9 protein-coding genes and 2 pseudogenes are annotated in these 12,109 nt (G+C 60.0%); 6 read left to right on the plus strand and 5 right to left on the minus strand.

What is annotated here, in order from left to right; all coding sequences use genetic code 11:
- Positions 1–105 precede the first annotated feature (105 nt).
- A complete protein-coding gene (locus JTY93_RS16230; protein WP_205480517.1) occupies positions 106–402 on the minus strand; it encodes a cupin domain-containing protein in 297 nt (98 codons plus the stop codon).
- Between the two features lie 670 nt (positions 403–1,072).
- Between JTY93_RS16230 and pbpG the strand changes: the two genes are divergently transcribed.
- Positions 1,073–1,996 (plus strand): D-alanyl-D-alanine endopeptidase, encoded by a 924-nt coding sequence (gene pbpG / locus JTY93_RS16235; RefSeq protein ID WP_205480520.1) that lies wholly within the window; start codon positions 1,073–1,075, stop codon positions 1,994–1,996.
- Positions 1,997–2,044: 48 nt separating this feature from the next.
- On the opposite strand, the gene JTY93_RS16240 is transcribed toward pbpG, so the two are convergent.
- Positions 2,045–2,731, minus strand: coding sequence for a peptidase C39 family protein (locus tag JTY93_RS16240; RefSeq protein WP_205480529.1), 687 nt, complete (start codon positions 2,729–2,731; stop codon positions 2,045–2,047).
- A gap of 212 nt (positions 2,732–2,943) precedes the next feature.
- Here JTY93_RS16240 and JTY93_RS16245 point away from each other — a divergent pair, with 212 nt between their 5' ends.
- Positions 2,944–3,105: a hypothetical protein gene (locus JTY93_RS16245; protein ID WP_205480522.1), complete on the plus strand. Its 162-nt coding sequence runs from the start codon at positions 2,944–2,946 to the stop codon at positions 3,103–3,105.
- A gap of 36 nt (positions 3,106–3,141) precedes the next feature.
- Here the strand turns inward: JTY93_RS16245 and JTY93_RS16250 are convergent.
- A pseudogene (locus JTY93_RS16250) lies at positions 3,142–4,423 on the minus strand (Zn-dependent hydrolase).
- Between the two features lie 155 nt (positions 4,424–4,578).
- Complete coding sequence (locus JTY93_RS16255) at positions 4,579–6,066, minus strand: NCS1 family nucleobase:cation symporter-1 (RefSeq protein ID WP_205480527.1); 1,488 nt, start codon at positions 6,064–6,066, stop codon at positions 4,579–4,581.
- A 600-nt stretch (positions 6,067–6,666) separates the two neighbouring features.
- On the opposite strand from JTY93_RS16255, the gene hydA reads away from it, so the two are divergent.
- The 3 genes and pseudogenes from hydA (at position 6,667) to preA (ending at position 10,897) form a co-directional block, all read left to right on the plus strand.
- Positions 6,667–8,106: a dihydropyrimidinase gene (gene hydA / locus JTY93_RS16260; protein ID WP_154908045.1), complete on the plus strand. Its 1,440-nt coding sequence runs from the start codon at positions 6,667–6,669 to the stop codon at positions 8,104–8,106.
- A gap of 147 nt (positions 8,107–8,253) precedes the next feature.
- Positions 8,254–9,622, plus strand: a pseudogene (locus JTY93_RS16265) (NAD(P)-dependent oxidoreductase).
- Positions 9,623–10,897, plus strand: coding sequence for an NAD-dependent dihydropyrimidine dehydrogenase subunit PreA (gene preA / locus JTY93_RS16270; protein ID WP_205480627.1), 1,275 nt, complete (start codon positions 9,623–9,625; stop codon positions 10,895–10,897).
- 111 nt (positions 10,898–11,008) lie between these two features.
- Here the strand turns inward: preA and JTY93_RS16275 are convergent, their stop codons facing one another.
- Complete coding sequence (locus JTY93_RS16275; protein ID WP_029298440.1) at positions 11,009–11,629, minus strand: TetR/AcrR family transcriptional regulator; 621 nt, start codon at positions 11,627–11,629, stop codon at positions 11,009–11,011.
- A gap of 114 nt (positions 11,630–11,743) precedes the next feature.
- Here JTY93_RS16275 and copC point away from each other — a divergent pair, with 114 nt between their 5' ends.
- Entirely contained in the window at positions 11,744–12,109 is a 366-nt protein-coding gene (gene copC, locus JTY93_RS16280) for a copper homeostasis periplasmic binding protein CopC (RefSeq protein WP_205480644.1), read from the plus strand.

Genomic DNA, 12,109 nt, shown 5'->3' on the forward strand with positions numbered 1-12,109 from the left:
TTTGTGTTTTTTAGAGCTTGCGCCTGGTTTCAGTAGAGCATTTCACAGTTTTTAACGTGCATCTTGGGCTTGACGAGTCCGGGCAATACCGAGCACCTGCATCCCTCAAACATCAATGATGACCAGCGTCCCATAGCTTCCAGATAAAACCGAATGCGCAACACCTGCTTGAGCAAGATAGATCTGCCCTTCTCCCACGCGCACGGACTCACCACCGACGCCCAGCAAGAGTTGCCCTGAGATGACCAACAAGCCCTCAGTGTAATCATGCACCTCTGCCTCAACGGACATTTCATCCATGCGCAGAACTTTGATATTGGAGCCGCCTACCTGTCCTAGAACGGTGGACGTCCAAGCTTGAGGCAAGGCCTTCGCGATCAAATCAAGATCCATCAGGGACATAAAAATCTCCTTTTCGAACTGCCCTACTTAGCATTCTCCTGGATCCGGCTCAATGCCGGTCGCCACCAATACCCCATATCACTGAACAGCGCCAGACGGCCATTGGGGCTCAACGCTTATCGTGAACTTCGGGATTCCATGTGCTGCCGAGAAATATGACCCCGGGACCAATCAAGCAACCCCAATAACCATTTAGGCTTGGATAGAACAGTGGCCCGAATACCCCACTGACAAGCAAAGCGCCCCCTGCCCATAACCGCTTACGCGGCGTGAACCACTCGCGGAACGCTTCAAGCTTTTTACTGGCCATTACCTCTCTCCCTGACAACCAACTCGAAAAGATCTTCACTTCTATCAACGAATCACGCCAACCGGCGAGGTAGACACGCAACTAAAACGCAACACGACCATGACGGCCCGGGTCTTGCGGGATCAGGATGCGCGATCGGGACTCGTCGAGCGCCCGGTATTCACGCCCTACTCCCGCGAAGAGTTCTAACTGTCCTGGGAGAGGGGTAAAAAATCGCTACAAGCCCAACCAATCATCGGCTTATAGCCTTTATGTAAAGGCTCTCTATCAGTTTCTGATCCATACTAATAATATGTAACGTCTTTTTTCACAAAGCCGGTCGCACCCGGTATTTTCCTACCTTTTAGCGAGTTCATCCGCGTGAATATTCGTCTTTCTCTCGTCAGCCTGTTCTTCGTACTCGCAGGCACTGTCGCCAACGCCAGTGAAACCACCCTGGCCCCTCGGGACACCTCGCAACTGCACATCGCCTCGGGCAGCGCGATGCTGGTGGACTTGCAAACCAACAAGGTGATCTACGCCAGCAACCCCGACGTAGTCGTGCCGATCGCGTCCGTCACCAAATTGATGACTGGCATGGTGGTGCTGGACGCCAAGCAGAATATGGACGAGTACATCTCCATCAACATCAGCGACACCCCGGAAATGAAAGGCGTGTTCTCACGGGTCAAGCTCAACAGCGAGATGCCGCGCAAGGAGATGTTGCTGATCACCCTGATGTCCTCGGAAAACCGTGCTGCCGCCAGCCTGGCCCACCACTATCCGGGTGGCTATGCAGCGTTTATTGCCGCGATGAACGCCAAGGCCAAGGCCCTGGGCATGACCAGTACCCGTTATGTCGAGCCCACCGGCCTGTCGATCCATAACGTGTCCACCGCCCGCGACTTGAGCAAGCTGGTGCAGGCCGCACACAAATACCCGCTGCTCACGCAATTGAGCACCACCAAAGAAAAAACCGTGTCGTTCCGCAAGCCCAGCTACACCCTGGGCTTTTCCAACACCGATCACCTGGTCAACCGCGCCAACTGGGATATCAAGCTGACCAAGACCGGCTTCACCAACCAGGCCGGTCACTGCCTAGTGCTGGTGACGAGCATGGGCAATCGTCCGGTATCGCTGGTGATCCTCGATGCGTTTGGCAAGTTCACACACTTTGCCGATGCCAGCCGTATTCGCAAGTGGATTGAAACCGGCAAGAGCGGCTCGGTGCCGGACGTTGCTCTGCAATACAAGGCCGACAAGAACCTCAAGGCGCGCCAGACCGGGGTCGCCCAGTCCCATTGATGCGCGACTGGCAGGCATAAAAAACGGCGCCCTCGGGCGCCGTTTGCTTTATGGCTGCTTCTGCCTTTGGGCCATGACCTTCAGGGCCTGGGCTGCCGCCTGTTCCTGGCCGGCCTGGGCGGTGGCGTTGGCGGCCTGCTGCCAGCGCCCCGCATCCAGGCTGGCCGGCAACTGGCTCGGGCGCTGGACCAACACCGCCCACTGCCCGGCGCTTTTCCAGGTGGACTCAAAATCACTGAAGGCCACCGGGCGCCGCCGATCCCTTGCCACTCGCAACAGCACCGTACTGTTTTGTTGGTTGAAACCCACCAGTACCGCATAACGCGGCTCAGCCCACAGTGTCGAGCCCTCGGTGATCCGCACCATCACCGGGTACCCCGCCGCCACCTGCGCCAACAGCGCCGTCAGCTTGGCATCCAGCGGGTACACCAGCATCCCGTACTCACGCGCCAGTCCCTGCATGTTGCGCTCAAGGTCGGCTTCACCGCCCGGCAGGTGCAAGGGTTTATCCAGCAAGCCCGGTGTAATCACAATGCCTTGTTGCGACAGCATGCTGGCCAAGGCCGCCGGGCCACCCTGGTAGGTGTCGCCACGAAACGCCGGCACACCGTTGAGCTCTACGCGCTCGGGCAGGCCTTGGATTTTCGAAGGTGTGGGATGCCCGGCACATGCGGCCACTCCGAGGATGCAGGCAGCCACCAGCAAGGTTTTTTTGAGGTTCGACCGTAAACGCAACTTCTTCACTCTCTTGATCATCTGCGGGCTGGGGCGTTGATCATAGGGTGCTCTTGGACGCCGGTATAGCCTTGGACAGCAGTAAAAAGCCCGGCATAGAGCAAACAAGTTGGACGCACACGACCATTGGTCAATAGCACGCAACCGGGAGGCAGCTAGACTGTCCATTGCAAAGACAGTGTGTGCCCTGTATAGGGCAAAAGGAGGCACTCATGAGCCTGACAACCACGATTTTCCTGCTGGTACTGGGCTGGCTGGCCGTAGCCGGCGCCATGTTGTGGGGGGTGTTGCGCGTGACGCGCCGGCATCATCACCCGCAGTCAAAGACCGCTATACGGGCCAAAGCCCACAAGCCTGTCGCGCATCACGCCTGAGCAAAGCCAAGAGCCGGCAAGCCGGCTCCGACCGATCTACGCCACCTGCTTGCGGGCGACCGTTGCCGAGGCAGCCAGCATCGCCCGCAGCAACACCGCGCACCCTGCCGCCAGGTCATCGGGTGCCGCATTTTCGATTTCGTTATGGCTGATCCCGCCCTCACACGGCACAAATATCATCCCCGCCGGTCCCAATTCGGCGACGAAGATTGCATCGTGCCCAGCGCCACTGACGATATCCATGTTTGACAGGCCTAGACCCGTGGCCGCCTCTCGCACGGCATCGACACAGCCCTTGTCGAAATACAGCGGTGGGAAATCGGCAGTCGGCACCATCTCGAAGGTCAGGCCATGCTTGGCGCAGGTGTCGTCAATCACCTTGCGCACCTGAGCAATCATCGAGTCCAGGCGCGCCGGTTCCAGATGCCGGAAGTCCAGGGTCATGCGCACTTCGCCAGGAATCACATTGCGCGAGCCAGGATAGGCTTGCAGGCAACCCACCGTGCCACAGGCATGGGGTTGATGGCCGAGGGCAGCAGCATTGACCGCAGCAACCACCGCCGAGGCACCGACCAGGGCGTCCTTGCGCAGGTGCATCGGCGTCGGCCCGGCATGGGCCTCGACGCCGCGCAGGGTCAGGTCGAACCATTTCTGGCCGAGTGCCCCCAGCACCACGCCGATGGTTTTGCGTTCATCTTCAAGGATCGGGCCTTGTTCGATATGGGCTTCGAAGTAAGCCCCCACCTTATGCCCGCTGACCCGCCGGGTGCCCGCATAGCCAATCGCATTCAACGCATCGCCCACGGTAATGCCCTCGGCGTCGGTCTTGGCCAGGGTATCTGCCAGGGTGAATTTCTCGGCAAATACCCCGGAACCCATCATGCATGGCGGGAAGCGCGAGCCCTCTTCGTTGGTCCACACCACCACCTCCAGCGGCGCTTCGGTTTCAATCTTCAGGTCGTTGAGCGTGCGCAACACCTCGACGCCCGCCAATACGCCAAAGCAGCCATCGAACTTGCCACCCGTCGGCTGGGTGTCGATATGACTGCCCGTCATTACCGGTGCCAACGCCGGGTTGCGCCCCGGGCGACGGGCGAAGATATTGCCCACCCCATCCACCGTTACGGTGCAACCCGCCGCCTCGCACCACTGCACAAACAGATCGCGGGCCTGGCGATCGAGGTCGGTCAGGGCCAGGCGGCAGACACCGCCCTTGGGGGGTAGCGCCAAGCTTGGCGAGGTCCATCAGCGACTGCCACAGGCGGTCGCGGTTGACGTGCTGATGGGTGGATTGCAGAACGTCGATGGCAGCGTTCATAGTGATCTCCTCAGGCAATATTTCTTATGATTGACGCGGTCCAACTGTGGGAGCGGGCTTGCTCGCGAAGGCGGTGGGTCAGTGATGGATGTATTGACTGATACAGCGCATTCGCGAGCAAGCCCGCTCCCACAGTTGATTGCATTCCACATCGCTTACAGGGATGTCTTGGCAGCGACCGGACTGGTTTTACGCTTGCTGCACAGGCCGTAATACAACAACCCGCCCAACGCCGACCCAGTGAACCAGCCGTAGCTGTAGAACCAACTGAACGCATCGCTACCCAGCGACAACAGGGTCAGCACCACCGGCACGCCAAACGCGATAAATCCCGCCACATTCCACGCCGGGTACACGTCATCGCGGTACAGCCCCGCCAGGTCCAGTTGCTGGCGGCGGATCAGGAAATAGTCCACCACCATGATCCCGGCAATCGGCCCCAACAGGCTCGAATAGCCGAGCAACCAGTTGGAATACACGGTTTCCAGGCTGACATCGGAAACAATCAGGCCAAGCTTTTTCAGCAGTTCATGGGCCATCAGCGCCAACCCCACCAGGCCAGTCAGAATCACCGCCGTGGTGCGGTTGATCAGCTTGGGGGCGATGTTCTGGAAGTCGTTGGTGGGCGAGACAATATTCGCTGCCGTGTTGGTCGACAGTGTGGCAACGATGATCAACGCCATCGCCACCGCCACCCACACCGGGCTCTGGATATGCCCGATCAGGGTCACCGGGTCGGAGACGCTGACGCCCACCAGCTTCACCGACGCGGCGGTCATGATCACGCCCAGTGCAGCGAACAGGAACATGGTCAGCGGCAGGCCGAAAATCTGCCCGAGGATCTGGTCCTTCTGGCTTTTGGCATAGCGACTGAAGTCGGGAATATTCAACGACAAAGTGGCCCAGAACCCGACCATCGCCGTCAGCCCGGCCATAAAGTAACCCGTCAGGCTCGCACCTTCGGGACGCTTGGGCGGGATCGCCATCAATTCGCTGAGGGACACATTGGGCAACGCCCACACCAGCAAACCGACGCCCACAGCCACCAGCAGCGGCGCCGACAGGGTTTCCAGCCATTTGATCGACTCGGCACCACGCAGCACCACCCACAGGTTCAGCACCCAGAAAATCATGAAGCCGATCACCTCGCCGGTGCCGCCCAGGCTCTTCCAGCCCTCGAAAATCGAGCCGAGGAACAAATGGATCGCCAGCCCGCCGAACATGGTCTGGATACCGAACCAACCGCAGGCCACCAGGGCGCGGATCAGGCACGGCACATTGGAGCCCAGAATGCCGAAGGACGAGCGCAACAGCACCGGGAACGGAATGCCGTACTTGGTGCCGGGAAAGGCGTTAAGCGTCAGGGGGATGAGCACTACGATATTGGCCAGCAGGATCGCCACCAGCGCTTCGCCCACCGACAGGCCGAAGTACGCGGTGAGCACCCCGCCCAGGGTGTAGGTCGGCACGCAGATCGACATGCCGACCCACAGGGCGGTGATGTGCCACTTGTTCCAGGTTCGCTCGTGCACCTTGGTCGGCGCCATATCGTGGTTGTAACGGGGGCTGTCGAGGACGTCGCTGCCGGCGTCGAGTTCATACAGGCCGTCGCGTTCTATGACTTGCGATCTGTTCTGTTGCATGGCCGCTCCACGGTTTTTTTAAAATTATTGTTGCTCATCCGGCGCTCAACGCTGGATGGCCGTAGTCCCGCATGAACATGACATCACGGACCCGGCCAACCGGCAGCGCACTCAATTACCGTGCCGCAGGCCGTCGGCCCATCCGTACCGCTTATATAACTGACTGATGTTTATCAGCTTTATTTTCTCTACCGAAAAGTCCCACGGCACTTTCAACGTTACTCAGGCCAAATAACGCAGAAGTTGTCCGAACAATCAGGACTCAATCTGGTGCAACACAATTATTTTTTATTACTGCCCGCCGTCAAGAGGCAACTCTCAAGCGCCTGATTTGCAATAGGAAATGTTGCTCATATTGGGAACCTGTCAAGTGCGTCAAAATGGTGAGAGTGCGCTACATTTTGGTGATTTTCATTTTTTATCGTTAATATTCAACAACTTATCAAAGATATATGCTTATAAAAAAATAATCTTGATCATTCGAAAAACTCGGGCTAGTTTCTATTCCTGTCACCCAAGACAAGAATCGATCTTGCACAGTGAGCAGTACTACAACACTTAGAACTGGCATAAGCCGGTCAAGCCTCTGAGGAACTCGGCATGTCTCTGTTGATCCGTGGCGCTACCGTTGTTACCCATGATGAAAGTTATAAAGCCGATGTCTTGTGCGCAGACGCTCTAATCCGCGCCATTGGCACTAACCTGGATGTTCCCGCCGGCACCGAGATACTTGATGGCAGCGGCCAATACCTGATGCCCGGCGGGATCGATCCCCATACCCACATGCAATTGCCCTTCATGGGTACGGTGGCCAGCGAGGACTTTTTCAGCGGTACGGCGGCGGGCCTGGCGGGCGGGACTACGTCGATCATCGACTTCGTGATTCCCAACCCGCAGCAGTCGTTGATGGAAGCTTTCCACCAGTGGCGCGGCTGGGCCGAGAAGTCGGCGGCCGACTACGGGTTTCATGTGGCAATCACCTGGTGGAGCGAACAGGTCCGCGAGGAAATGGCCGAGCTGGTGACCCATCACGGCATCAACAGCTTCAAGCATTTCATGGCCTACAAGAACGCGATCATGGCCGCCGACGATACCCTGGTCGCCAGTTTTGAGCGCTGCCTGGAACTGGGCGCGGTGCCCACCGTGCATGCAGAGAACGGCGAGTTGGTCTATCACCTGCAACGCAAGCTGCTGGCCCAAGGCATCACCGGCCCCGAGGCCCACCCGCTGTCGCGCCCTTCGCAAGTGGAAGGCGAAGCCGCCAGCCGCGCGATCCGCATTGCCGAAACCATCGGCACGCCGCTGTACCTGGTGCACGTTTCGACCCAGGAAGCCCTCGACGAAATCACTTACGCCCGCGCCAAGGGCCAGGCGGTCTATGGCGAAGTCCTGGCCGGGCACCTGTTGCTGGACGACAGCGTGTACCAGCACCCCGACTGGCAGACCGCAGCAGGCTACGTGATGAGCCCGCCCTTCCGCCCGCGCGGGCATCAAGAGGCGCTGTGGCGTGGCCTGCAATCAGGCAACCTGCACACCACCGCCACCGATCACTGCTGCTTCTGCGCCGAACAAAAGGCCGCCGGGCGTGACGACTTCAGCAAGATCCCCAATGGCACCGCCGGCATCGAAGACCGCATGGCGCTGCTGTGGGACGAAGGGGTCAACACCGGGCGCCTGTCGATGCAGGAGTTCGTTGCGCTGACCTCCACCAACACCGCAAAAATCTTCAATCTCTACCCGCGCAAGGGCGCGATCCGCGTCGGTGCCGATGCCGACCTGGTGCTGTGGGATCCCCAGGGCACGCGGACCATCTCGGCCAAGACCCACCATCAGCAGGTGGACTTCAACATCTTCGAAGGCAAGACCGTACGCGGCGTGCCCAGCCACACCATCAGCCAGGGCAAGCTGGTGTGGGTCGATGGCGATTTGCGCGCCGAACGTGGTGCCGGGCGCTATGTCGAGCGGCCGGCGTACCCGGCGGTGTTCGAGCAGTTGCGCAAGCGCGCTGAGCATTCCAAGCCAGCCGCTGTAAACCGCTGACATCGCCAATCGCAGGCAAGCCAGCTCCCACACTTGATCGGGTTCACACCGTTCAAAGGTGGGAGCGGGCTTGCCCGCGATGAGGCCAGTGCAAACCACAAAAAACCAATGCCCGCCAGAGGCAAAAAAAACCGTGAGGCCACTACCGTGATCCAGACCCTGACCCACCTTCCCCACCCCCCATGAAGACGGGGCCACCCTCGCCCGCCATTTCACCGACCTGGCACCGCCGCTCAACGCCCGCCAGGCGCAGCTGGAAGCCTCGCGCTGCCTGTATTGCTACGACGCACCCTGCGTCAATGCCTGCCCCAGCGAGATCGATATCCCGTCGTTCATCCGCAATATCCACACCGACAACGTCCAGGGCGCAGCGCAGAAGATTCTCTCGGCCAACATCCTCGGCGGCAGTTGTGCCCGGGTGTGCCCGACCGAAATCCTCTGCCAGCAAGCCTGTGTGCGCAACAACAGCGAAGAATGCGCACCGGTGCTGATCGGCCTGTTGCAGCGCTACGCCGTAGACAACGCGCACTTTGACCAACACCCCTTCCAACGCGCCGCCGCGACCGGCAAGCGCATCGCGGTGGTGGGCGCCGGGCCTGCGGGTTTGTCCTGCGCCCATCGCAGTGCCTTGCATGGGCATGATGTGGTGATTTTCGAAGCTCGGGAAAAGGCCGGTGGTCTCAATGAATACGGGATCGCCAAATACAAACTGGTGGATGACTTTGCCCAGAAGGAGCTGGATTTCCTCCTGCAGATCGGCGGCATCGAAATCCGCCACGGCCAGCGCCTGGGCGACAACCTGAGCCTGAGCGACCTGCACCAGCAATTCGACGCGGTATTCCTCGGCCTGGGCCTGGCCGCCAGCAAGCATCTGGGCCTGCCCCACGAGGATGCCCCCGGACTGCTCGCCGCCACCGACTACATCCGCGAACTGCGCCAGACCGATGATCTCAGCCAAATGCCCCTGGCCGATCGCTGCATTGTGCTGGGTGCCGGCAACACCGCCATCGACATGGCCGTGCAAATGGCCCGCCTGGGCGCGCGCGATGTCAACCTGGTCTACCGCCGGGGCCTTGCCGGCATGGGCGCCACCGGCCACGAGCAAGATATCGCCAAGGCCAACCAGGTGCGCTTGCTGACCTGGGCCCAACCCGAAGCCGTGCTGTTGGATGACCAAGGCCAGGTGCGCGGTATGCGCTTTGCCCGCACGCGCCTGGAAAACGGCCGCCTGCACACCACCGGCGAAACCTTCGAGCTGGCGGCAGATGCAATCTTCAAAGCCATCGGCCAAGGCTTCGACGAGCAGGCCTTGCACGACCCACTGGCCCAGCAACTGCAACGCCAGGGCGAGCGGATCTTTGTCGATGCACAGCTGCAAACCAGCATCCCCGGCGTGTATGCCGGCGGCGATTGCGTCAGCCTCGGGCAGGACCTCACCGTCCAGGCCGTGCAACACGGCAAGCTGGCCGCCGAGGCCATGCACGCTCAACTCATGCTCAATGTGGAGGCTGCGTAAATGGCCGATCTATCGATTGTGTTCGCCGGTATCAAAGCCCCCAACCCGTTCTGGCTGGCCTCCGCGCCCCCCACCGACAAAGCCTACAACGTGGTGCGCGCCTTCGAGGCCGGCTGGGGTGGCGTGGTCTGGAAAACCCTCGGCGAGGACCCGGCAGCCGTCAACGTCTCATCCCGTTACTCGGCGCACTTTGGCGCCAACCGCGAAGTCCTGGGCATCAACAATATCGAGCTGATCACCGACCGCTCCCTGGAGATCAACCTGCGGGAAATCACCCAGGTGAAAAAGGACTGGCCCGACCGCGCCCTGATCGTGTCGTTGATGGTGCCGTGCGTCGAAGAATCATGGAAAAACATCCTGCCGCTGGTGCAAGCCACCGGTTGCGACGGCATCGAGCTGAACTTCGGCTGCCCCCACGGCATGCCCGAACGCGGCATGGGCGCAGCAGTGGGCCAGGTGCCGGAATATGTGGAACAGGTCACGCGCTGGTGCAAGACCTATTGTTCGCTGCCGGTGATCGTCAAGCTCACGCCCAATATCACCGATATCCGCGTGGCCGCCCGGGCCGCCTATCGGGGCGGCGCCGATGCGGTGTCGCTGATCAACACCATCAACTCCATCACCAGTGTGGACCTGGAGCGCATGGTCGCCTTGCCGATTGTCGGCACCCAGAGCACCCACGGCGGCTACTGCGGCTCGGCGGTCAAGCCGATTGCGTTGAACATGGTCGCTGAAATCGCCCGCGACCCCCAGACCCAGGGCCTGCCGATCTGCGGGATTGGTGGCATCGGTAACTGGCGCGATGCCGCAGAATTCGTGGCCCTTGGCTGTGGCGCGGTGCAGGTATGCACGGCGGCGATGCTGCATGGTTTTCGGATTGTCGACGAGATGAAGGATGGCTTGTCGCGATGGATGGACAGCCAAGGCTACAGCAGCTTGCAGGACTTCTCCGGGCGCGCCGTGGGTAATACCACAGACTGGAAATACCTGGACATCAACTACCAAGTGATCGCCAAGATCGACCAGGCCGCCTGCATTGGCTGCGGACGCTGCCATATTGCCTGCGAGGACACTTCGCACCAGGCGATTGCCAGCCTCAAGCAGGCCGATGGTACCCATGTGTACCAAGTGATCGACGACGAATGCGTGGGCTGCAACCTGTGCCAGATCACCTGCCCGGTGGCGGACTGCATCGAGATGGTGCCGATGGACACCGGCAAACCGTTTTTGAATTGGACGCAGGATCCACGCAACCCTTACCGAGAGGCGGTGTAGCCTTTTAAATCGCTATCGCAGGCAAGCCAGCTCCCACATTTTGATTGTGTGAACCCGATCAACTGTGGGAGCTGGCTTGCCTGCGATGAGGCCCCAATCCCCACCACAAACTCAGGGCTCCAACCCAATCCCCCGCAAAATCACACTGGTCACCGTCTGCACCGCCCGCTCGAACTGCATATCCGACAACGCCTGATGATCATTGAGGATCATCACCTGGTGATCAAAGTCGGCGTAGTGCTGGGTCGAGGCCCAGATCATATACAGCAGGCTCGAGGGTTCCACCGCGAGGATGCGTTTGTCTTCCACCCACTGGCGGATTTTCGCTTCCTTCATTTTGGCCCAGTCGTACAGGCTCGCATCCAGCGCTTCGCCGAGGGTCGGCGCGCCGTGGATGATTTCGTTGGCCCAGACTTTCGAGCCATACGGGCGGCTGCGCGAATGCTGCATCTTCGCCCGGATGTAGCTGCTCAGGACCACGCGCGGGTCATCGAACATCTCGAAGCACAGGGCGTCCTGCTTCCACACTTCCAGCAGGTCGAACAACACCGCGCTGTACAACTCGCTCTTGGTGCTGAAGTAGTAATGCAGATTGGAGCGCGGCAGTTGCGCCTGTTCGGCAATGTCGGCCATGGCGGTGCTGCCATAGCCCTTCTCGGCGAAGACCTTTTCAGCGGCCAGCAGAATCTTTTCGACGTTGACCCGACGGATACCGATCTTGTGATTGCCCATAGGGGCTCCCTGACAACGACATGCCTGGAAGACTACCATCCGCTCTAGATCGGGGCGACAGCCTAAGTAGAAACTTCGTACACTGCCCCTTCTCCCATTGATAGGTATTGCACGATGTTGATCAAGAAAACCCTGACCACGGTGACCTTGCTGGCCTCGCTGCTGGGGGCTTCGGCCGCCTTTGCCCATGCCCACCTGAAAAGCTCCACGCCGGCCGCCGACAGCACCGTCGCCGCGCCCACTGACCTGCGCCTGGTGTTCTCCGAAGGTATCGAGACCACGTTCACCAAGGTCTCCCTGAGCAAGGACGGCACTGAAGTGGCAATCAAGGGCCTGGAAACCCCAGACGCAAACAAGAAAACCTTGGTGGTGACCCCAGCCGCACCGTTGACCGCTGGCACCTACAAGGTCGAGTGGCAAGCCGTCTCGGTCGACACCCACAAAAGCGCAGGCAATTACAGCTTCAAGGTCGGCCAATAA

Origin of the sequence: Pseudomonas hygromyciniae, from assembly GCF_016925675.1 — a bacterium.
Taxonomy (GTDB): Bacteria; Pseudomonadota; Gammaproteobacteria; order Pseudomonadales; family Pseudomonadaceae; genus Aquipseudomonas; species Aquipseudomonas hygromyciniae.

What these genes read in the sequence shown, in the direction of transcription:
- JTY93_RS16255 (WP_205480527.1), bottom strand. Translation starts at nt 6,066, where the DNA reads ATGCAACAGAACAGATCGCAAGTCATAGAACGCGACGGCCTGTATGAA.
- hydA (WP_154908045.1), top strand. Translation starts at nt 6,667, where the DNA reads ATGTCTCTGTTGATCCGTGGCGCTACCGTTGTTACCCATGATGAAAGT.
- JTY93_RS16275 (WP_029298440.1), bottom strand. Translation starts at nt 11,629, where the DNA reads ATGGGCAATCACAAGATCGGTATCCGTCGGGTCAACGTCGAAAAGATT.
- JTY93_RS16230 (WP_205480517.1), bottom strand. Translation starts at nt 402, where the DNA reads ATGTCCCTGATGGATCTTGATTTGATCGCGAAGGCCTTGCCTCAAGCT.
- copC (WP_205480644.1), top strand. Translation starts at nt 11,744, where the DNA reads ATGTTGATCAAGAAAACCCTGACCACGGTGACCTTGCTGGCCTCGCTG.
- preA (WP_205480627.1), top strand. Translation starts at nt 9,623, where the DNA reads ATGGCCGATCTATCGATTGTGTTCGCCGGTATCAAAGCCCCCAACCCG.
- JTY93_RS16245 (WP_205480522.1), top strand. Translation starts at nt 2,944, where the DNA reads ATGAGCCTGACAACCACGATTTTCCTGCTGGTACTGGGCTGGCTGGCC.